Genomic DNA, 22,147 nt, shown 5'->3' on the forward strand with positions numbered 1-22,147 from the left:
TTGGTGTGGGTAAATCGATTGCAAGCTGCCGGTTTGCTACTTACTCATCATCCTGCATTTCGCTAAGCAGCGTCTCAGCCAGCTCATCAGGCAGCACCACTACGCCCGGGCCGTCAGTATCCGGCAGCACCGCAATGGCCAACTCGTCACCATTTAAGCCCGATGTCCACTTATCCAGCCAGGTATCTACATCTACCGCCTGCGCAGTACAGTGCGACCACTCACCTTCAATCCACTGCTCGGCCAGCTCAGCATGTGGCCACACCGGAATACAACGTTCATCTTCGGCGCTCACCAGCACAAAACCATCGTCATCAACTAAAATCCAGATCTTCTCCAGATCAGCGACTGCCTGAATAAAGTAAGCGTAACGCTGTTCAGCATCCAGCGCAGTAATACGGTTAAGTTCGTCGGCAGTTAATTGGTATTCCATAATCAGGTTCCTAAAGTGGCAGCAAGAATGGCGCTAATGATGACGGATCTGAGGCTGTTTTACCAATAAAATTACGTAAACCAGACACTGCCTGCGGCCAGCAGCAAGGCATAACGTGTCGCTTTGCCAAGCAGCACTAACAGCAGAAACACGCTAAAACGCACTTTAAGCACACCTGCCACTAGCGTAAGCGGATCACCCACCACCGGCAGCCAGGCCAGTAACAGGCTCCAGCTACCGTAGCGCTGAAACTGCTGCTGTGCACGGCGAAGTGCAGCTGGCGACACCGGAAACCAGCGCTTGTGCTGAAAATCCAGCAAACGCCAGCCCAGATACCAGTTAACACACGAGCCCAGCGTATTGCCGGCTGTGGCGGCGATAAACAACCAGATAAGATTGTATCCCTGCGCCTGCAAGGCCAGCAGCAATACCTCGCTAGACGCGGGGAACAAAGTAGCAGCAACAAAGCCGCTAAAAAATAAACTGAAGTACGCCATCAACAGCAAATAACGGGCTCAGAACTCTCTGACCCCATTTTTTTGGGGGTTAGCTAAACAGCACTTGCCAGGCCAAGCGCAGCCAAATCGCCCATAGCACCGCACAACCCAGCAAAAACACATTAAAGCGGCTACGCACATGGTTAGTACCAATATGAATAACGGTATGCACAATACGCAGCAAAACAAAGGCCGCGCCTAAGGCAGCATAGGCTGCGTCCGCCAGGCCCAATTGCAGCACAAACAGCACGCTGAATAAGTACAGCATCGGCATTTGAAACTGGTTATCAAAGTTACGGCTGGTGGCAATCACCTGCTCATTCGCGCCGGTCAGGTTCATGGTTTTAAACGCCGCCACACTGATTTCTTTGTTTTTTGCCGCCCTAATGCGTCGCCGCCCCATTAAAATCATCACTACGCTGGTCAGCAATACCTGCACAAATACCGGTATTAACACTAATTTTTCCATGTTGTTCTCCTTAAAAAGTTGTGCAGAGCTTAATGCAGCGCATCAAAAGAAGCCAGCGTCTTAAAACTGACATCTTCAGCCTTTATATTTTGCTTAAAGATAGGGTTATACTGCGTCGTCTTTTTGGTTAGGTGACGCTATGGCGCAATTATATTTTTACTACTCGGCAATGAACGCCGGTAAGTCGACCTCTTTACTGCAAAGTGCTTATAACTATCAGGAAAGAGGTATGACAGTGGCTATTTACACCGCGGCGCTGGATAACCGCTTCGGTCTGGGCAAGGTCAGCTCACGGATTGGTCTGGCAATGGATGCGTATATTTTTGACGGCGAGTTTGATTTTGTCGCGCATGTACAGCAGTTAAAGCAGCAAGGCCGGTTAGATTGCGTGCTGATAGACGAGGCACAGTTTTTATCTAAAGCTCAGGTGCGCCAGCTGACCGATGTGGTAGATACACTGAACATACCGGTGCTGGCCTTTGGCCTGCGTACCGACTTTTTAGGTGAAACCTTTGCCGGCAGCGAAGCGCTACTGGCCTGGGCCGATAAACTGATCGAGCTGAAAACCATTTGTCACTGTGGCCGTAAAGCCAACTTTGTGGTGCGGCTGGACGAACACGGCAACGCCGCTACCGCCGGCTCGCAGGTTCAAATTGGCGGTAACGAAAGCTATGTATCAATGTGCCGGGCGCACTTTAAAGCCCTGGTATGGCAAGACAAACAAACGGAGTAACAGATGAAAATTCTCTATGGCGTGCAGGCAACCGGTAATGGTCATATCAGCAGAGCCCGCGCCATGGAGCCTTATCTGACAAAGGCCGGCGCACAGGTAGATTATCTGTTCTCTGGCCGCGAGCCGTCGCAGTTTTTTGATATGCAGCAGTTTGGCCACTACAGCGTCAAACGCGGCCTCACCTTTATCACCCAAGCCGGGCGGGTAAATTACTGGCAAAGTATTAAGCAGGCCTCGCTGCGCCAACTATGGCAAGACATTACCCAGCTGGACGTCAGCAGTTACGATCTGATCATTACCGACTTTGAGCCCATCACCGCCCATGCTGCGTGTCGCGCCGGCAAACACAGTATCGCGCTTGGCCATCAATATGCGTTTTTACACAAAATCCCCATGCAGCATGCCAATATGATGACGCAACGGGTGTTTAAACACTTTGCCCCGGCGCAAACCCAGCTGGGGCTGCACTGGCATCATTTTAACCAGCCGATATTGCCGCCGATTATTGACGATGCACCACACAGCGCCGAGGTTACAGAGAACAAAGTGCTGGTGTATCTGCCGTTTGAGCAGCAACAGCAGGTTATAAGCATGCTAACACCGCTGACAGACTATCAGTTTTACCTGTACGGCCCGGGGTTAACAGCAGAAAGTCTCGGCCATATTCACACCCATCCACCGGCGCTGCAACCGTTTAAACACGACTTAGCCAGCTGCCGTTTTGTACTCAGTAACGCTGGCTTCGAGTTAATAAGCGAAGCACTGCAGCTGAATAAGCGCATTATGGTAAAACCGCTTAACGGCCAGATGGAGCAGCACTCTAATGCGCTGGCGTTAAAGCAGCTTAATCTAGCCGCCACCGCTGATAGCTTAAACAGCCAGCACATCGCCAACTGGTTAAGCAGCCGCCAGCATTACAACAAGGTGCACTACCCTAATGTCGCCAAAGCAATCAGCGAATGGCTGTTGCAGGGTGCAACAAGCCCTGTTGCCCACCTAAGCCAACAACTCTGGGGTTAGTGGGGGCAATTTTGGCCAAAATAGCCAAATCCGTTATAGTAAAAGCTGATTGTTTATTGAGCATACTATGGCAGCTACCTCTGATGCTTTACCGCATTTCTGGCCGGTGCTAGACGCCATCCCCACCCCTTTGCTGTACAAAGAGCACAGTCATAGTCGTATTTGGGCGAACCAGGCTGCGCTGACACTGCTACAGCGCGACCCCGGGCAGAAAGAACTGTCACTGGCAGATATTCAGCAGTTACCGCTGTATAACGCCGACAATAGTAAACGTTATGATTTACTGCACAACCCGCTACTACTGGCACTTAGCGGCACTGAACTGCAACTTAATCTGTTAGTCGGTAACAGTGTCAATCCCGACAGCCGCCGCTGCTATCAGCTACACAGTAAATTGGTTGCACTGTCTTTTATTCTGCACAGCAGCGTGCTAATCAGCCTGCTGCCGACGGCAGACCATTCACACGTAATAAGCAGTCAGTTACCCGCTACTGATATCGCCGAGCTGGAAGAAGCGCTGGCGTTTGACAAGCTTATTTCGCTTATTTCCACAGAACTGATTAATGTACAGGATCAACAGCTAGACCAGCATATTCAGGATGCACTGGCCGCGCTGGGTGAGTTTTGCCACAGTGACCGCAGCTATGTGTTTCAATTTACCGCAGACTGCAGCGAAATGAGCAACACCCACGAATGGGTGCGACAGGGCATTAGCAGCCACCAGACCCAGTTACAGCAGGTTCCACAGGCCGCTTTACCTTATTTTTTTGAAAAAATGCAGCAAGATTATGTATTTGCGGTAAGTGATGTCAGTAAGATGCCAGCAGAGGCCGCTGCAGAGCAGCAAGAATTCGTCGCTGAAGACATACAGTCGGTACTGTGCTGCGCCATGCGCTCTGACGAGCAATTGCTGGGTTTCGTCGGCTGCGACATGGTGTCACGCCGCCGCGACTGGACAAATACCGATCTGCGCCGGATGAAACTGGTTGGCGATATGCTGGCCAAAACGTTGCAAAATGTGCGCTATCGTCAATCGCTACAACAGATGCAACAACAACTGCTGGCTGCCAACAACGAGCTCACCCAGCTGGCCAATCAGGATGGCCTGACCGGTATCGCCAACCGCCGTCAGTTTGACCAATGCCTTGCCAGCGAGCTAAAACGTTGTAGCCGCAGTAAACAACCGCTGGGGCTTATTCTGTTAGATATAGACCACTTTAAGCGCTATAACGATCATTATGGTCATCAGGCCGGCGACGCAGCACTTAAACAGCTGGCGACGGTATTACAACAGCAGGTAAAACGCGAGGGCGAGTTGGCAGCCCGCTACGGTGGCGAAGAGTTTGCCATTATTTTGCCGGGTAGCAACCTTTCTGCCTGCCAGCAGGTGGCAAACAATATCCGGCAACAACTGGCCCAGCTTGCTATCAGCCACCAGCATAGTGACATTAAACCCTACCTGACGGTTAGCCTGGGCTATTGTAGCAGTGTACCAACAAAACAGTGCGATGCCCTGCAACTACTAAAACGGGTCGACGCTGCCTTATACCTGGCGAAAAAATCCGGCCGCGATCAAGCCTGCCCGGCACAATAAGTAGCAATAAAAAAGGCAGCCATAGCTGCCTTTTCAAAGACATGATTAATCGTAGAACGGTGAACGCTGCTCAGTTGCATCGATTAACGTGGCGGGGCGGTTGAGTGGTTGTCCGCCGTCTCTTGCAATTGGGATCCAAGGTAACCGACCTCGACCCTTTGATGGTCTCAAAGAGAATAAATCAAATGGAATAGACAGATAAAAACCTTTGGTAAAGCTCCCCTCGCCGTACTCCTCCGCAGAAACATTGGTAATGGCTGCATAAGCACCCACCACTATGCCACTGTCAAACCGTTTAGCAAAATCAATATTAACGCCTTTGTCTTTAGCCAAAAACTGGCCAATGTTAAACGTAAGCTGAGTATCAGGTAAAAATTCCGGTTTCCAGTACACGTTCACATGGCCGGTCAAGGTCTTGTAATCGAAAAAGTCAAAGTCGTTTTCGTACGAGCGCTGCTGCACATAGTTGATATCAAAACCTATGGCAAAGTTCGAGTCAACAGGCCGGTATAAAACCTCTCCCCCTACACCGCCAAACATAGTTTCCAGATAGCCGCCATAAGCCTGAGCAAACACATCGGGTACTATCTGATCCTGCCACTGAAAATATAGGTTTTCCATCGAAAGCGCATCGCCCGATACATACTCGCGCACAAAGGTCCTTACACGAGGTAAGGCGGTTTGCTGGTTATCTACTTTAAAATTAAACTTATCGAAGTTTTCTAGCAGTGTAATTTTGGCTGTGCTATTTAACATTAAATTATTACTCAAGCGGTACCCGGCATTGGCAAAAATACCGCCTTGATACATATAAAACTCTTCCGGGCTGCCAAAAGTCTGAATAAAAAAGGTTTCTGAACCAGCAAAAAAGCCTTTTTGTGATGGTTGCGTTTTGTAACCTAACGTTTTAGCTTCTGGCTGTTGCCGCACGTAGGTTGATTTAATGTCACTATAAAGCGACTCGTAACGCGCCGCTGCTATAAAATCATCAGCCTTTATTACCGTTTCAACCGCTGCCAGGTTGCCAGCATAGTTAACAATGCGATAGCGCTTGATATGTGATGGCACTTCGTTCGCCAGTATACGACCAATACGCTCTACCGCCTCATCATGATCGCGATAAGCTAATTGCTCACCATAAATAATAAACTCATCATCGATGATATGGGCAGTTCTTAAAGCAAAACCAGCCTCCTGTAATAAGGCTTTGGGCAACGCATCACGGTCGGTAATTTCAGAACGGTTTAACTGCTCTGGCAGCGGCCTCAGCGCTGGCTTTACTTTGTACTGGCGAACATCGTGCAGGTTCAGCGCGTAATGAACACCAAAGCCCAGCGTATTACCACGCTGATAGTTCAGGTCGAAATTAAAATTCCCCCAGCGGTATACCGCACCTATATTCCAGCTCGAATCCTGTATCAGATCACCAGCAAAGTCCTGCTGGTAATTATTACCCTCATACTCCAATTTCAAACGCAACGGTTGCCAGGGCGTTTGGTATTCAATACCACCAAACAGTGAGGCAGTACCTTTAAAGAATTGATCGTAATCTATTTTGCCACCTTGCCCACCAAATTCACCGGGACGCTGACAAAAACTGTCTTTAATCTCGCAAAATGGATTACTCACATTACTGCCATTACCTAAATAGCCCCAGCCCATGCCCAAATGGAAATCTACGTTATGCCATTTTTTGCTTAGTACCAGGTATTCGCTTTCAAATAAACCTGTACCACCAAAATCACGTATGCCTAATGACACCTGCGGTAAGTAACTACTCTCCTGCAGCAACCGGAACTTAACATCAATACCTTTGTCTTTGTATGTCTGGTCGCCACTAAAGTTAGGGTCATCACTATACAAACGAGTGCGCACATCAGTATAACGAATGGTGGATTCCATCCAATCAAACAGCTGAATACTCACCGACCACAAACGGTATTCTTCATTGTCGGTATAATTCATGCTCAAATCACCAGCAGGCGCCATCCTCGCGGTCGGGGTCTGAATAAGGCCAACTCCACCATGTGCCATTTGAGACACACCGGCAGCTTGCAGCTGCCAGCTTTTATTTTCAGCTGCAGCCGTCACTAACGGAGCTAACACCAGTGTAATAAGAGATAACGAAAAAGGAACACGAGACAGCGTCATGGGAAAATCCTGTGTACAGCCAGTTGTTGCAGCAAGTTGTTAAGTGTCGCAAATCGTTTATCCAGCAACGGTTCTGCAAACAATACCAGCAGCTGAGCACCCGGCATAGCCTCAACATGCTCACTATTCCAGCTCTCAGTTCCAGCGATAATAACACGTCCATCCGGCTGCACGACGGCAACACGGCTGCGGTCAGCACCATGGCTAAACTGCTCTTCCTGCAAATATACTTTCACGTGACTTGCACTATTATGCGGCACACTAACGCTGCGACTAACAGCGCCGGCAATATGAACCATCGTCGGTCGACGTTTTAACATTACGCTATAGCTGCCAGCATCAAAAAGCGGATTAAGTGATACCTGTACTGATGCAGCATCGTAATCCAGTGGAATAAAAATGCGCTCTGCCAGTTGCCACTGGTTCACCTGTAAAAGTAATAGCTTCAAAGCATCTTGCAGGGCAGTATCATCAGTTTGTTGCAAAATCTCTTCACCAAGCACAACCAGATCACGCCGTATATGTTCGGCACGCTGGCTATCAATACGATACAGTGCTGCTGCAGGCCAGTACCAACGTTGCTGTAATGCATAAGGTTGCAGTACCTCGGTAAGACGTGGTCGCTCTTCGTAATTGTGCTGCTCGCCATTTACTTTAACGGTTACTTTAGCGTGGCTTATGCTGCTTAAAACCAGCATAGTAACGCTGACAATCCAGTTTCTATTCACCTGAACCTCCTGGCAACGTCGCGAGGCTTTCTGCTGGCATCAGCCGAGCAATGCGGCTGATATAAGTCATTTCAAGGCGCTCAGTAAAAGGTGACAGCTGCTGCAAACTCTTTATCAGAGTGCCACTGTTAGCTTCATACCAAAACATATTCTGCCAGCTGTCATCAGGTCGGAAAAAGTTAGCCGGGCTAGTGTAACTTACGTTCTCAGTGATACGAATAGTGTTAAAACTTCGACCAAAAAACTCTAATGTTTCATCTGTTGGTAGACTGAACCGTGATCGAATTGCATACCCATATTCACCACTTTGCCAATCAGCCAGGCGTAACCAATCTGTAGCAGGGTTAATTCTGCGTATATCACGTATCTGATCGGATTGAATATTTGTTAAGTAGAGCAAGTCATTGCTGAAGCCAACTGTTCTCACAATACGGCCATGCTCAATGATCAGCAAAGCATTATCGGCAGACACCCACTTATGCTGACCGCCTTCTAAACGTAATAATGCCATTGCAGCCAAACTTCGTTCACCATGGCGCACATACATCAAATCAGAGCGAGCTTCCCTTACCTGCTGCAATGTCAAATTGACATCTTCAGGCGTATTAAAAGCCAGTTTAAGAGAATCAAGGTAAGAATTATACGTGCCGGAGCAAGCGCTTAGCGCAAGCAAAACAGTGGCAGCTAAAAGCTGTTTTATCGCTGTGTTCACAAATTCAGGCTCACGTTATATCAGATAACTAATTTCTAGCACCGGCTGCACTCTTAACAGCGCTGAGAAAGCATGCAGCAATAAAAAAGCCGCCAGTAGGCGGCTTAATTTCAACCTAATACTTAGTTAGCAGTTGGAGCATAAGTAAAGGTGGTAGTAGAGGTCATGGTGCCAGTGCCAGTAACAGTAGTACCAGTACAAACGCCATTAACAGGCGAACCGTCACCTTCGTTACAAGTTGGGGTTGGCTGTGGGCCAGGGCCAGGAATAACAGATGAACCACGGTTATTAGAAATAACAGCAGCAGCAACAGCTACACCCACAACACCAGCAGCAACAGTAGTCGTCGCAACACCACCAATAGTACCTGCGCCACCTTCTTTCTCTTGTGCATTAACACCAACAGATACAGCGAATGCTAATGCAGCAATAACTAACTTTTTCATAACAATTCCCTCAATTAAAAACTTAGGTTTCCAAGTAGTCGAAGATTAAACTAAAGCAAAGCCTTACTCAACCTATAAATCGCGTTTTTACCATTTTTTTTACGTAACATCTTGCAGTCAGGGCTGGCACATCTTTGCATTAACAGTATTTCTGCCCGGCAGCTTTTGCCACTACCGCCTCGGGCGCCACAGCGCTTTGTGCCGCTAAGGCGCCATCATTCGAGCCCACCACATTCAATATTACCGCACCGGGCACGCCCAGTTCTGCATCACAGCCGGCTTTAACCACCAAATCACTGCTGGCACAGCTGTAATTAAAGCCGGTTGGCGCACAGCGCATTGCATCAATAATACTCTCTACATTAAAGCTGTCACACAGGCTATCTAATTGCAGCAGCAGGCTATGCATCTCCGGCCAGGTTAATCGCACTTCGTCAGCAGCCATAATACGCGGGTGGGCAGTTTCCCGCACGTTCTCACCAATTAACAGCTCTTCGTACAGCTTTTCACCCGGGCGCAGGCCAGTAAACTTAATTTCTATATCACCATTGGGGTGAATTTCATCTTTCACCTCAAGCCCCATCAAGTGGATCATGCGCTTGGCTAAATCGGCAATTTTTACCGGCTCGCCCATATCCAGTACATACACATCACCACCTTTACCCATGGCACCAGCCTGCAACACCAGCTGCGCCGCCTCAGGTATGGTCATAAAGTAACGGATAATGTCTTTATGGGTTACCGTTATCGGGCCGCCTTTGCGTATCTGCTCCCGAAATAGCGGCACCACTGAGCCGCTAGAACCGAGCACATTGCCAAAACGCACCATACAAAAACGGGTAGTGCTTTGGCGCTGTGCTAACGCCTGCAGTACCAATTCGGCTAAGCGTTTAGAGGCGCCCATGACATTGGTTGGTCTTACGGCTTTATCGGTAGATATCAGCACAAAGGTTTCCACACCGGCACTTATCGCCGCTTCCGCGGCATACCAGGTGCCAAACACATTATTGCGCACACCTTCAACTACGTTGTATTCCACCAATGGCACATGCTTGTAGGCCGCGGCATGATACACCGTTTGTACGTTAAAGGCTTTCATCACCGTTTCCAAACGGCTACGGCGCTGCACTGTGCCCATTACGGGGATCAATTTAATATCAAGCTCTTGCTGCTTTATCAGGCTGCTTAATTCATGCTCTATGCTGTAAAGGCCAAATTCCGACAGTTCAAACAGGACCAGCACTTTCGGTTCGCAGTGCAGTATTTGCCGGCAAAGCTCAGAGCCAATAGAGCCGCCGGCACCGGTCACCATTACCACTTTGCCTTTAATATTCGCCTGCATCAACTTGGCTTTGGGCGCTACTGGGTCGCGCCCTAGCAAGTCTTCAATTTTCACGTCCTGCAACTCATCTATGCGCATAGAGCCATCGACCAGGTCGCTCATGCCGGGTATCGACTGTACAGGAATTGGCAGCTCTTCTAAAGCGTCTAACACCTCACGCCGCCGGGCGCGGCTTACAGAAGGCAACGCAAGCAAAATACGGCTAATGTTGTGTGACTTTATCAGGCTGGTAATCTGTGCTGGCGCCCCCACAGGCACCCCTAGAATAGTCGAGCGATGCAAGGTTGTATCATCGTCAACAAACACCACCGGGTGATATTGCTCACCGTTAATCAATGCCTGCGCTAACTGACGGCCAGATGAACCGGCACCATAAATAAGTACGCGCTCTTTATGGCCGTTATTGCGCTGCACCAAAAACATTCTGGCTAGTAAGCGTAAACCGCCCGAGGTCACCAGCGCTAAAATGGCATACACAAAAATCAGGTTGCCTTTATCATGTACCTGTAATAAGCCAAACAACAGCGCCAAAATAAAGGCACTGCTGACAATACCGCTTAATACCGCACCCAGTGCATGTTGGCCAATATAGCGAATAACGGCGCGGTATAAGCCCAACTTTGTAAAAATAAACAAGGTTACCGGCAAAGTAATAGCAAAGGCTAACGCTATCTGCGGTATATCAACGCTCTGGCTTTGTTGTGTTAAAAAATATGCCGCAAACAGCGAGCTGATCAAAAAGAACATATCAGCCGTTACCGAAATTAATCGCTTAACTGCACGGGGCAAGCCCAGCAACCATGCCAGCATCTGCAACTCCACTTATTAAAACCGCCTCAGCGGTATCACGCTTACACAAAATTGGCGCAAGTATAGCACTTTTAGCAACAGTTTTTTAGTTAGTTTTACGCAGCAGCTGTTCAAGCCACCGCTTGAACGCGGGGCCCAATTGTTTATCGCGCAGGCCGTACTCGACAAAAGCCTGCATATAGCCTTGTTTATTGCCGCAATCATGGCTTCTGCCCACTATCTGGTAAGCATTAACAGGCTCTTGCTCCATTAGTAAAGCAATAGCATCGGTCAGCTGCACTTCATCTCCGGCACCAACAGGCGTTCGTTTCAGTTGGCGCCAAATATGCGCACTAAAGACATAACGTCCCACCACTGCCAGATTAGACGGTGCATGCGCCACATCGGGCTTTTCTACAATTGCTGTCATTTTACAGCTATCACCTGCTTTAAGCGTCGAGCCTTTTAAATCAGCGACACCATAACTACTCACTATTTCCATAGGCACAGGCTCTACCATCACCTGGCTGGTGCCGGTTTGCTGATACAAATTCACCATAGCCGCCAGGTTATCCTTACTTAAATCGCTGTCATAGCTGTCTATTAGCACGTCTGGCAGCACCACCGCAAAAGGTGCCTCCCCTACCAATGGTAGGGCGCAAAGCACAGCATGCCCCAGGCCCTTAGCTTCGCCTTGGCGCACATGCATAATGGTGACGTCTTTCGGACAAATGGCTTGCACCTCGTCCAGCAACTGACGCTTCACCCGTTTTTCCAGCATAGATTCAAGCTCAAAGCTTTTATCAAAATGGTTTTCAATGCTGTTTTTCGACGAATGGGTTACCAGCACAATTTCTTTAATACCTGCAGCAATACATTCTTGTACCACATACTGAATCAGTGGCTTATCTACCACCGGCAGCATCTCTTTGGGAATGGCTTTGGTCGCGGGCAACATACGCGTACCCAATCCAGCCACTGGAATTACAGCCTTAGTTATTGACATCAGGTTTCCTTACACTTTCACCACGGCCTATAGCGTAATAGCTGAAGCCTTTTCTCGCCATGCGCTCCGGCTCATACAGATTGCGGCCATCAAATATCACAGGCTGTTTTAGTTGCTGTTTAATCATATCAAAATCAGGCGCTTTAAATTGTTGCCACTCGGTGCAAATGATCAGCGCGTCTGCATTCTTTAGCGCAGCCTCTTTAGTACCCACTAACGTCAGATTATCTCTGACGCCATAAATACGTTGGATCTCTTCCATCGCTTCAGGGTCAAATGCCTGTACTGCTGCACCGGCCTGCCATAACTGCTCCATCAGTACCCTGCTACTGGCTTCTCGCACATCATTGGTTTTAGGTTTAAAGCTCAGCCCCCACAGCGCAAAGGTTTTGCCGGATAAATCACTACCAAAATGCTGTCGCACCAACTGCGGCAAACGTAACTTCTGTTTGTTATTTACACTCTCTACAGCATGTAAAATATTTGGCTGATAGCCATTTTGCTCCGCGGTGCGAATAAGCGCCTGTACATCTTTGGGAAAACACGAACCGCCATAACCGCAGCCCGGGTAAATAAAGTGATAGCCGATGCGCGGATCTGAGCCGATACCTTTACGCACGGCTTCAATGTCTGCCCCTAACAGCTCTGCTAAATTGGCCATTTCATTCATAAACGAAATTTTGGTGGCCAACATGCAGTTAGCTGCATATTTCGTCAGCTCGGCCGAGCGCACATCCATAAAAATTAATTTTTCATGGTTGCGGTTAAAAGGCTCGTACAACTCACGTATCACATCTTTGGGGTTATCGTCATAAGTGCCGACAATAATTCGATCGGGTCGCATACAGTCGGCAACTGCTGCACCTTCTTTTAAAAACTCAGGGTTTGAAACCACGTCAAAGGTTATAGCCACACCGCGCTGATTAAGCTCAGCTTGTATCATTGCTCTCACTTTATCAGCTGTACCCACTGGCACTGTGGATTTATCAATAACAACAGTTGGCTGATTTAAATGCTGCGCGATGGTTTTTGCCACGGCTAACACATATTTCAAATCTGCCGAGCCATCTTCATCTGGCGGTGTGCCTACGGCAATAAACTGCACCTCACCATGCGCAACACCCACAGCGGCATCAGTAGTAAACTCCAAACGGCCGGCTTTGATATTCTCCTCTACCAAAGGGGTTAAGCCTGGCTCATAAATAGGAATAACACCCTGTTGTAACTGGGCTACTTTATGTTCATCAATATCAACACAGACTACATGATGGCCAACCTCGGCTAATACTGCCGCCTGCACCAGCCCAACGTACCCGATACCAAAAACCGTGACCTTCATTGAAATTCCTTAACACGCTAATGAGTTGTGACTTGTGAGTTTAACTCACCACCCAACACCAAACACTCACAACTTACACCTAAACACTAATAATGACTTCTTTAACATAAGCCGAAAGCGCCTGCTGCAGTGCCTGCTTGGCCGCATCATCCCCATGCACTATGCGCACCTTTGCAGGCTTTTTGCGCATGGCACTGATAAAGCGCACTAAACCCGTTTTATCAGCATGGGCTGAATAGCCACTTAACGTGATAATTTCCGCTGCGATGCCAATGCGCTCGCCGTCAATATCGACATAGCCACCTTTAGGGCCATATTGCTGTATCGCGGCGCCAAGGGTACCGCGCGCCTGGTAACCAACAAACACCACCTGATGCGCTTTATCTGGTAATAGAGCTTTTAGGTAATTTACTACCCGGCCGCCCTCGCACATACCGCTGGCGGCAATAACAATAGCGGGCTGGCGGCTTTGGGCTAAAAACTGCACTAAAGCCTGGTGCCGGGCGTGATCATCTATGGTATGTAACTGCTCAAAGCTTAGCGGGTGGCGCCCCTGCTTTAACCGGCTTTTCGCCTCGCTGTCCCAGTAAGGCTTTAATTGGCGGTAAGCCTGGTTAAAACGCGCAGCTAATGGCGAGTCGACAATAATTTGCAGCTCATCCCATTTCAGCTGCTGGTGAATTTTTTGGCCTCTTAGGCGGTGAATAATGGCCTCAAGCTCGTATAGCAGCTCCTGGGTGCGACCAATACTGAAGGCAGGGAATAGCACAGTACCGTTATCTTTAAGTGAATGTAGCAGTACCTGCTCTAACCTTTTGATACGGCTACGTCTGTCATCATGCTGCCTGTCACCATAGGTGCTCTCAATTACCACTTCATCCGCCGCATAGGGCGCCTTCGGTGCTGGCAGCAGCGGCGCATAGGGCGCGCCCAAATCCCCCGAGAACACGGTTTTATAGCCTTTTTTCAATGGCGTATTATGTTTAAGCTCTACATAAGCCGAGCCTAAAATATGGCCAGCATGTTGAAAGCGCAGCATAGGTGCCGCGCTAGCAAGTTCAGGTAACGTCACCCAGCGGTTAAAATCACAAGGCACTAACTGGCGGCGCAGCCGGGCTAACACACCACTTATTAGCGCTGGGTCGCGGCTAATACCCATTTTTACCGCATCTTCAAGCACCAGCGGCAACAATACCGCCGACGCCCGAGTGCAATAAATAGGCCCATTAAAGCCTGCAGCCAATAAGTAGGGAATGCGGCCGACATGATCAATATGCACATGGGTAACAATAAGCGCACGAATATGCTCGATAGCAAAATCAATCTGCGGCTTGCCCGCCGAGCCGCTGTTCGATACCTCAGCGCCCTGAAACAAACCGCAGTCAATCAGCAAGCCGTAGTCATCACTTAAGCGGTATTCATGGCAAGAGCCGGTAACGCCATCAACGGCGCCATGGTGAATGAAGTGGGGTTTCTCATATGGTTGCATAAAAATCCTTTTTAAATCAAATTCGGAATCCTTCCTACTGCGAATTCTCAATCCTCCTAAATCCCTCAATCCCTCCAAACCTCCCAAATCCCTCCAAACCTCCCAAATCCCTCCAAACCTCCCTTTGTTAAAGGGAGGCTTAAGGTACATTCCTCCCCCCCCCTCTTTAGTAAAGAGGGGGCTGGGGGAGATTTGATGGGCCGGTGGGGGGGGTAGTGGCACCGGAGCAAGATTTAAGGAGCGGGGTGGCAATTTAGCACTGCTTTGGATATCTGCTCCAACACATAGGGTAAGCTATTCTCAACTTCAGCGTTGCTAAATCGCAAGACAGTTAAACCCAGCGAAACCATAGCGCTGTCTCGAATCGCATCATATTCCTGAGCATCCGAAGCATTATGCACTCCACCATCCAGCTCAATTACCAGTTTAGCTTTTGCACAGTAGAAATCTGCGATGTAGCCTGCAATAGGCTTTTGCCGGTAAAACTGAGCCCCGAGCAGTTGCTTTTTTCTTATCGCCTGCCAAAGCAATTGCTCTGTAGCCGTTTGGTTAGAACGTAACTGGCGGGAAAACGGCTTAAGCGCTTTGTTATAGGGCAGCATTAAATCCCTCCAACTTTAAATCCCTTTAAATCCCCCAATCCCTCCAAACCTCCCTTTAACAAAGGCAGGCTTAAGGTACATTTCTCCCCCTCTTTGGTAAAGAGGGGGCTGGGGGGAGATTTGATGGGCTGGGGGAGATTATTTAACCCTATCCCCACTGCCCTTCCCGGCCACTGTCATAAAAATATACTTAAAATAATCCGCCAGGGTCAGGCTTTGCAGCATTTTGGCATCAGTTTCTGCCAATAGCACCGGGGTAGACATATCAATCTCGTTTACCTGCGCCAGGCCGGTAATGCCGGGGCGTGCGTTGAGTACACCGCGCTGTTCGCGCTCATTGATAAGCTCTTCCTGGTTAAACAGGCAAGGTCTTGGGCCGACCAGGCTCATGTCGCCCCATAGCACATTCCACAGTTGCGGCAGTTCGTCTAATTTAGTTTTGCGTAAAAACCCACCGAAAGGGGTTATGGCACTGGCGCTGGCCAAATGGCTAGCCACATGAGCAGTATCGGGCTTCATGGTACGAAACTTAACCAGCGTAAACGGCTTTTTATTACGCCCCACCCTAACCTGACGGAATATTGGCGAACCAGTATCAAACAAACCAATAATAGTTAGGATCAACAGCACCGGAAAACCAAACACGAGGCCACAAAAAGCAAAAATAATGTCCAATAAGCGAATTAACATAGAACCTCAGAATTAAAAATAGTGACAAGTGACTACAAATCCCCCTAAATCCCCCTTTTAGAAAGTGGGACTTGTTAACAAGCTTAACTGCTTTTACTCCCCCTCTTTGGCGAAGAGGGGGTTGGGGGGAGATTAAAACACCTCGCAATCCCCTCTTCCACCGTCACCAGCGGCGTCCAGCCTAGTGTTTGTTTTGTATGAGTAATATCTACCTGTAAATTACCACAAAGCCGGTCTACAACGGCTTGCTTCCCGGTTAACTTACCGGCCAGTTTTAACCAACTCATCGGTACGGGTAATAACCAGGGCTTTTTGCCCGCGGCGCGGGTCATTAACTTTAACAGCTCAGTTGTAGATACATCCCTATCATCACTGACCAGAAAAGTCTGGTTAGCCGCATTTGGGTGATCAATGCAGGTAACAATTAAATCAACCAGGTTATCCAGCGCCACCAGGCTGCGTTTATTATGAATAGCCCCTAATGGCAGCGGCAGGTTCTTCTGTGCCAGCTTGGCAAGCTTACCGAAATTGCCCGGCGCGTTGGCGCCATAAACCAGTGGCGGGCGAATAATAACTACTTCCATACCGGTTTCTGCTGCTATTTGCTTTAAGCCAATTTCAGCTTCAAGCTTAGATACTGCATAGTCCTCTACCGGGGCAGGGTCATCTGCGACGTTAAAAGGCCTGGTGTTGCTAATACCATTAACGCCTATAGAGCTTAAAAAGATAAAGCGTTTTACTCCAGCTTTGCTAGCCAATCTTGCAACATTCAGAGCTGCGTGTGTATTTACTTTGACGAAATCGGCCAACGTGACATTACTGGAGTGTGCTTTTGCAGCAATATGCACCACCGCATCGCGACTATTAAACCAATTACTATCTAATGGAAAATCACATAAATCACTTAAAAACGGCATTTCAACAACATCAGCTAAGCCCGGTATGGGTTTTCTCACCGGTGTAGTCAACTTAATGCCTCTATTGATAAGGTTCGATACTAAAGCTTTACCTATAAAACCCGAGGCCCCCGTTACAAGTATTTTTTTATCGCTTGGCAAGTGGCAACCCCCGAACGGAAAACCAAAGAAAGATAATAAAAAACATAACTTTATCTATTGGCTTACGCCTGCACTTAGGCGCCAGAAAAGCCAACCTAAGCAAATCAATTCTCTTGCCAGAGCACAGTAGCTTTATCGGTGCAGTCTCTTGCAAACCTAAAAATATTGCCTGATTAACCGCTTTAACTATGCCATCGCCAGACAAAATGCTCACAACACGAGCCTTAAAGGATTTCCAGCCAGAGTTAGCACCAACTTCGTTACCACCATGCTGCCGATAGGCCATTGTAGATTTACTATCAATAAACCATTTAAAGCCTCGGCTTCGAGCAAACGCATAGCAGTACCAATCATGTAACCAAATCTTTTTAATTTCATTTCTGTTGTCAATCAGCGACTTTTTTATCTCTAAGGCTAGCTTTCTAGTCATAACAAATGTACAACCGGGGCCGGCAGATTCAAATATATGGTCATAATCAGTCTGTGGATAATCTTTTTTTACTAACTTTTCGCGGCCATTAGGCCAAAACGCAGTTACGTTTGAGGAATAGCCATCGGCGTTTTTTTCTTTAAGCTGATCAATGGCTCGTTGTAACTTAAAATCAAACCAAATATCATCTTGATCAGAAAAAGCAACATAATCGTACAAAGAAAAATCTACGTCTAACAATAGTCTAAAGAAATTTTGTCCAGCACTTCGAAAGGAAGCACCATAAGGTAGGATGTTCAGCCTAGCATGGAATTTCGAATACTCTTTAAAGATTCCATAGGTATCATCGAAACTAAAATCAACACTTACAAAAATATCACTAAGCAGACTCTGGCTTATTAAGCTTGAAAACTGTTCCTTTATATATCCAGAGCCATTGTATGCTGCCAACAACACGCAAACCGATTCTTTTATCATTTCAAAAGCTCGCCAAATCTAATGGTTTATAACTTTGTAACTTATGAGAAAACGAAAAATAAAAAACTGAAACAGTATCGGCAATGTAAAGAGTGGATTAAAAAACACCAAATAAAATACGCATTGCAACATAACAGCCAGGGAAAAATAGTTGGTTAAGCCCTTCGATAACCTCCATAAAATACCACTGGCAAATCCAAAAAAGAGTAGAAAAATTAACATACCAATTATTCCGGCATCTGCAAAGGCTGGTGCTAGCCCAGTACTCATATTAAACGCTTCATGTACAAGCGGCAAAGAACTGTCATCTGCTTTTTTACTATACAAAAAATCTCTTATCACAGATGGCAATAACGTCGCAAAAACAGATGGAAATGTAAAATCATATGAAACATAACCGTACCAACTAGCAAGGTTGTTTATAGGGGACAACAAATAAATGTAAACCCATATAAAAACAACTGGAAGGAAATCTGGGAAATTTTCATTCACACCAAAAAACTGCGCCGTGTCCTCAATACCACTTCTCATTCCACCAATAAGACCAAATAAATAGATAAAAGCAAAACCAAAAAAAATCGTAATCAAAACCCTTGAAAACCTCACATTAGAGGTTAAAAAGTACAAAAACAAACATTGGACAATAGAAACCATAATCAAAAACCGACTAAACATTAAAACGCACCATATGATTAGAATGAAAAAATAAACCCAACTAACCCTACGTTTAATAGCAAGATAAAAACTTATAGTTATAAGTGACAAATGCATTGCGTTGACTAAGCCGTGAACCGTTGGAATTCCATAGTCAGCATAGCCTCTACTGTCACCGACTAAAAACCATAACACTGGAAATCCTTTAAAAATCGCGATTTCAATAAAGGTTACAACAACAAAGCTCACTGCAAATAGCTTAAGCCTTTTGGATGAAATTATAGTCTCTCTGGTTAGTCCGTGATCCTTACCTTTCTTCACAGGTATAAAATATGAAATACTAAATCCAGCCATAAAAGGCGACAACACAAAGCTGATAACAAAAAATACGATAAACCAACTGTCTATAATTAATACATCTGACCAACGAGCAGAATATAGCAATACAACAGAAAGCCAGGTGAGTGTAAAAACAGACAGTGGGTTTATTATCAAATATCTCATAAACCAGCTCTTAACCAAACCTTTACAAGCATCTTTCTAAAAAGCCGCCAAGGAAGAGTACAAACAAAAGCCGGCAATGGGGGCAATCTAAAAAAAAGCATGTCTACCTTATGAGACATGAGAAAAAATCTAAGAAAACCATTGAATGATTGGTAATGCTTTAAATTAGAAATAGCTACTTGCTGAAGAATTTTCAATCTAGAAGAATAGCTTTTTCTACTTGCGTTATTTGAATGAATCCTATAAGCGGCAACGCTGCACGGATAAAAAAGCAGAGATTCTTTGCTAAGTAATCTCAAAAAAAATTCACGATCTTCGACTAATAAGTCACTATCATAGAAACCCAAATTAAAGTATGCCGACTTACGGATCAAAAGTGTTGGCCCAACAACTGACCAACGCAGAACTAACTCACGAACAATGTCAGTTTGCAACAAATCGTAACTAGCGCTATATAGGGTTTTCATTGCACTTTGTGCAGTTACGACAGAATGCTCATTAATAACTGTCGCATCGCCTATACACGCTAGTTTAGTGCTATCAGCCTCTAACAGTTTAACCCGTTGCGCTATTCCATCTTTTGCCAGCACATCATCACTGGCACAAAGGGTAATATACTGACCTGATGATTCACTAATCAAACGATTAAGTGTTTTACAAACCCCCTGATTCTCTTGGCTGAATAACTTAGCCCTGATCTGAGGGTTTCGTTTAACCCAGTTTTCAGCGATGATATACGAACTATCTTTTGATCCGTCGTCACAAATTAAAACTTCTATGTTCGGATAGCTCAAGCCAGGTATGGCATTAAGACACTCTTCTATATATTGCGCATGATTATAAACAGGTATTAAAATACTAACCAACGGCTGCATATTAACTGACCTCGCCGTTAATAATGGTGTTAAGATGTTGCTCTATCTGGGTTGTGTAGTTATCAATAGTGTACCGACTTAAAGCCAGTTTTTGAGCCATAATAGATGTATCTTTAAGCGTTTCCTGATCATAAGCATCTAATATCTCCAACTGCCTTTCGATATCTGTAGCATTGAGCTCTATCAGAAAACCCGCTTTATCAACATCGTAACCGCATTCTTTTGAAACCAAAGGAATCATTGCTCCATTAGCTACAGCCGTTATTACCGCTGTCGCAGTACCCTCAGAACAGGAAGGTAAAATAACGAATCCACACTTTAGTGCTAGTTCTTTAAATTGCGGCGAATGAACATTGATAAAGCCATGAACAACAACGTTACCTGGAAGGTTTAATGTTTTAAGGAAATCTGCTTCTGCTGGTGTATATCCACAGACGTGCAACGTCCAGTCTGGCTTATGCCTTACAGCCTCTACCGCCAAATCTAGCCCTTTATGTAATAACCCGTAGCTACCAAACCATAATAGTGATTTTCGACATATTGCGTAGTCTTTTACATTCCCAAGCTCTATCGCATCAGCTCTAGAATGAAAACTTGGATCGACTGTAAATACCCTGCTGCAACTCCTTGCCGTAAAAGTGTCTGCTGTTTGTTTATTACCAATACAGATAACAGCATCACTCATAGATGCTGCAAGCCCCCATCGAAAATCACTGGTTCTCGTTGAACCTACAGCCAGAAACTTGTAATTCTGATAAAAATCTATTACGCGCTTTAGTGACTGCTCTGTACAGTGAGCAGGATGTGAACCTGTTCCATAATATATCTTTATTGCTTTTACCGATGAACTTACAGCTTGATACATCGGAAAGCCTTCACCGAATATAACATCGTATTCCGAAAAATTTAACTTGCTGAATCTATTATTGTTTACGACATCAATCTGAAATCCTAAACGTCTGAATATATCAGCAATAACCCAAGACTCTTGGTAATTAGAGTGTGCAGTGTAATTTTTTTTACTAAAATGATAAGTACTATAAGACAGCAACACCTTGCGCTGGTGTTTTTCACCATACAAGTTAACTATATCCCTCGCGAAAAAAAACTCGTAAGCACTTAATAGTTTTTTATTACTCTTAATTACTCTTTTTAAATAAGAAATCAATTTTTCCCACCAACGTAACGATTTAACAGCTTAAGCACTCTATATGGCCTGAAGAGAAACAAAGCATAGTGCAGACACAAAAAAACTTTAGTTCTTTGATTATTAAAAACTCTCACCGCTATTTTTAATTCGTAAAAATCGAATACCTCATCAAACTTTCTAAAAATGTCTTTGGCTTTCCAATATGGCCATACCATCTCTTTTCGAAACTCGTAAAATGACGCTGCATATAAAATACTACCAATTCTTGATTGACTGTTAGTGAGGGAATCAGTAAAGCGATATGCAACTGTTACCAATGGCATGTAGAAAAAAACTACCTTTTCTTTGCAAAGTTTCAACCACAATGGATAATCTTCAATCATTTTGTACTTTTCATCGGCATAGCCAAACTCTTCAAGCAAGTCTTTTGAAATGAAAGCTGAGGGAGCAATTAACATATTTTCATAAAGCAATGTATGTAATTGTTCTTCATGAGACATCTTAAAGAAATTAGCATCATGACGTTTTACTATACCACTGCTTATTTTAGAGCTGTCTGTAAAAACGAGTAAGTCTGAAAAAACAATTCTTGCGCTTTTTTCTATTTCAACAAAAGCTTTGTTGCCAGATAGGCAGTCAGGCAAAAGTATATCGTCAGCAGCAATTGCTTTTACCCATGGTCCACAAGCTGCACGCCATCCTCGATTTATGTTCGCAGTTACACCTTTGTTTATGTCAGATGTCACTAAAACAGTACGATGGAACGACTTACTATGCTTTAGAAACCAGTCATTCACGATCTCACATGTCATATCAGTAGAATGGTCATCAGACACAACAAGGTCTATATTCTCAGCACCATAGCTTTGCGACAAAACACTATTCAAGGTCTCCTCTATTGTTGAGCTTGAGTTATAGCTAACGACAACAACTGAAACGATATTTTTAAATTCGTTCAT

The 22,147-nt window shown here is 45.9% G+C and carries 22 protein-coding genes; 3 read left to right on the forward strand and 19 right to left on the reverse strand.

All coding sequences use genetic code 11. The features are described 5' to 3' along the window. Positions 1–40 precede the first annotated feature (40 nt). From ABGI61_RS07460 to ABGI61_RS07470, 3 genes are all read right to left on the reverse strand, one after another. Positions 41–433 (reverse strand): DUF2750 domain-containing protein, encoded by a 393-nt coding sequence (locus tag ABGI61_RS07460; protein WP_347599212.1) that lies wholly within the window; start codon positions 431–433, stop codon positions 41–43. A gap of 71 nt (positions 434–504) precedes the next feature. Then, on the reverse strand, positions 505–930 hold the full coding sequence (locus ABGI61_RS07465; RefSeq protein ID WP_347599215.1) for a YqaA family protein: 426 nt from the start codon (positions 928–930) through the stop codon (positions 505–507). A 49-nt stretch (positions 931–979) separates the two neighbouring features. Continuing rightward, positions 980–1,399, reverse strand: a complete 420-nt coding sequence (locus tag ABGI61_RS07470) for an MAPEG family protein (RefSeq protein ID WP_347599218.1) — start codon at positions 1,397–1,399, stop codon at positions 980–982. 139 nt (positions 1,400–1,538) lie between these two features. Here ABGI61_RS07470 and ABGI61_RS07475 point away from each other — a divergent pair, with 139 nt between their 5' ends. The 3 genes from ABGI61_RS07475 to ABGI61_RS07485 all read left to right on the forward strand — a co-directional run bounded on the left by ABGI61_RS07475 (position 1,539) and on the right by ABGI61_RS07485 (position 4,746). Next, positions 1,539–2,132, forward strand: a complete 594-nt coding sequence (locus ABGI61_RS07475; protein ID WP_347599221.1) for a thymidine kinase — start codon at positions 1,539–1,541, stop codon at positions 2,130–2,132. Between the two features lie 3 nt (positions 2,133–2,135). Continuing rightward, entirely contained in the window at positions 2,136–3,152 is a 1,017-nt protein-coding gene (locus ABGI61_RS07480; RefSeq protein WP_347599224.1) for an MJ1255/VC2487 family glycosyltransferase, read from the forward strand. 67 nt (positions 3,153–3,219) lie between these two features. Then, entirely contained in the window at positions 3,220–4,746 is a 1,527-nt protein-coding gene (locus ABGI61_RS07485) for a GGDEF domain-containing protein (protein WP_347599227.1), read from the forward strand. A 45-nt stretch (positions 4,747–4,791) separates the two neighbouring features. On the opposite strand, the gene ABGI61_RS07490 is transcribed toward ABGI61_RS07485, so the two are convergent. The 16 genes from ABGI61_RS07490 to ABGI61_RS07565 all read right to left on the reverse strand — a co-directional run bounded on the left by ABGI61_RS07490 (position 4,792) and on the right by ABGI61_RS07565 (position 22,147). After that, the gene (locus tag ABGI61_RS07490) at positions 4,792–6,897 is read right to left on the reverse strand and encodes a YjbH domain-containing protein (RefSeq protein WP_347599230.1); all 2,106 of its coding nucleotides are present in this window, start codon (positions 6,895–6,897) and stop codon (positions 4,792–4,794) included. Further along, positions 6,894–7,625, reverse strand: coding sequence for a capsule biosynthesis GfcC family protein (locus ABGI61_RS07495; protein WP_347599233.1), 732 nt, complete (start codon positions 7,623–7,625; stop codon positions 6,894–6,896). Before ABGI61_RS07495 ends, ABGI61_RS07490 begins: the two co-directional genes overlap by 4 nt. Further along, positions 7,618–8,337, reverse strand: coding sequence for a YjbF family lipoprotein (locus ABGI61_RS07500; RefSeq protein ID WP_347599236.1), 720 nt, complete (start codon positions 8,335–8,337; stop codon positions 7,618–7,620). Before ABGI61_RS07500 ends, ABGI61_RS07495 begins: the two co-directional genes overlap by 8 nt. Before the next feature lie 122 nt (positions 8,338–8,459). Beyond that, on the reverse strand, positions 8,460–8,783 hold the full coding sequence (locus ABGI61_RS07505; RefSeq protein ID WP_347599239.1) for a hypothetical protein: 324 nt from the start codon (positions 8,781–8,783) through the stop codon (positions 8,460–8,462). A gap of 139 nt (positions 8,784–8,922) precedes the next feature. Then, positions 8,923–10,935 (reverse strand): polysaccharide biosynthesis protein, encoded by a 2,013-nt coding sequence (locus ABGI61_RS07510; protein WP_347599241.1) that lies wholly within the window; start codon positions 10,933–10,935, stop codon positions 8,923–8,925. An 85-nt stretch (positions 10,936–11,020) separates the two neighbouring features. Then, positions 11,021–11,920, reverse strand: coding sequence for a UTP--glucose-1-phosphate uridylyltransferase GalU (gene galU, locus ABGI61_RS07515; protein ID WP_347599244.1), 900 nt, complete (start codon positions 11,918–11,920; stop codon positions 11,021–11,023). Beyond that, positions 11,907–13,259: a UDP-glucose dehydrogenase family protein gene (locus ABGI61_RS07520; protein ID WP_347599247.1), complete on the reverse strand. Its 1,353-nt coding sequence runs from the start codon at positions 13,257–13,259 to the stop codon at positions 11,907–11,909. Before ABGI61_RS07520 ends, galU begins: the two co-directional genes overlap by 14 nt. Positions 13,260–13,338: 79 nt before the next feature. Further along, positions 13,339–14,748: an MBL fold metallo-hydrolase RNA specificity domain-containing protein gene (locus ABGI61_RS07525; protein ID WP_347599250.1), complete on the reverse strand. Its 1,410-nt coding sequence runs from the start codon at positions 14,746–14,748 to the stop codon at positions 13,339–13,341. A 233-nt stretch (positions 14,749–14,981) separates the two neighbouring features. After that, on the reverse strand, positions 14,982–15,350 hold the full coding sequence (locus ABGI61_RS07530) for an endonuclease domain-containing protein (protein WP_347599253.1): 369 nt from the start codon (positions 15,348–15,350) through the stop codon (positions 14,982–14,984). 138 nt (positions 15,351–15,488) lie between these two features. Further along, positions 15,489–16,040 (reverse strand): sugar transferase, encoded by a 552-nt coding sequence (locus tag ABGI61_RS07535; protein ID WP_347599256.1) that lies wholly within the window; start codon positions 16,038–16,040, stop codon positions 15,489–15,491. Positions 16,041–16,123: 83 nt separating this feature from the next. Next, entirely contained in the window at positions 16,124–17,098 is a 975-nt protein-coding gene (locus ABGI61_RS07540; RefSeq protein WP_347599259.1) for a UDP-glucose 4-epimerase family protein, read from the reverse strand. Continuing rightward, positions 17,085–18,005: a glycosyltransferase gene (locus ABGI61_RS07545; protein WP_347599262.1), complete on the reverse strand. Its 921-nt coding sequence runs from the start codon at positions 18,003–18,005 to the stop codon at positions 17,085–17,087. Before ABGI61_RS07545 ends, ABGI61_RS07540 begins: the two co-directional genes overlap by 14 nt. Before the next feature lie 18 nt (positions 18,006–18,023). Then, on the reverse strand, positions 18,024–19,163 hold the full coding sequence (locus ABGI61_RS07550; protein ID WP_347599265.1) for an O-antigen polymerase: 1,140 nt from the start codon (positions 19,161–19,163) through the stop codon (positions 18,024–18,026). Next, a complete protein-coding gene (locus ABGI61_RS07555; RefSeq protein WP_347599267.1) occupies positions 19,160–20,038 on the reverse strand; it encodes a glycosyltransferase family 2 protein in 879 nt (292 codons plus the stop codon). The genes ABGI61_RS07550 and ABGI61_RS07555 overlap by 4 nt, the downstream gene beginning before the upstream one ends. Before the next feature lies 1 nt (position 20,039). Then, positions 20,040–21,206 carry a glycosyltransferase gene (locus ABGI61_RS07560; protein WP_347599270.1) on the reverse strand — a complete coding sequence of 389 codons (1,167 nt, stop codon included), beginning with the start codon at positions 21,204–21,206 and terminating at the stop codon, positions 20,040–20,042. Further along, positions 21,203–22,147 (reverse strand): glycosyltransferase, encoded by a 945-nt coding sequence (locus ABGI61_RS07565; protein WP_347599273.1) that lies wholly within the window; start codon positions 22,145–22,147, stop codon positions 21,203–21,205. The genes ABGI61_RS07560 and ABGI61_RS07565 overlap by 4 nt, the downstream gene beginning before the upstream one ends.

Source organism: Rheinheimera fenheensis, from assembly GCF_039871805.1.
GTDB classification, from domain to species: domain Bacteria; phylum Pseudomonadota; class Gammaproteobacteria; order Enterobacterales; family Alteromonadaceae; genus Alishewanella; species Alishewanella fenheensis.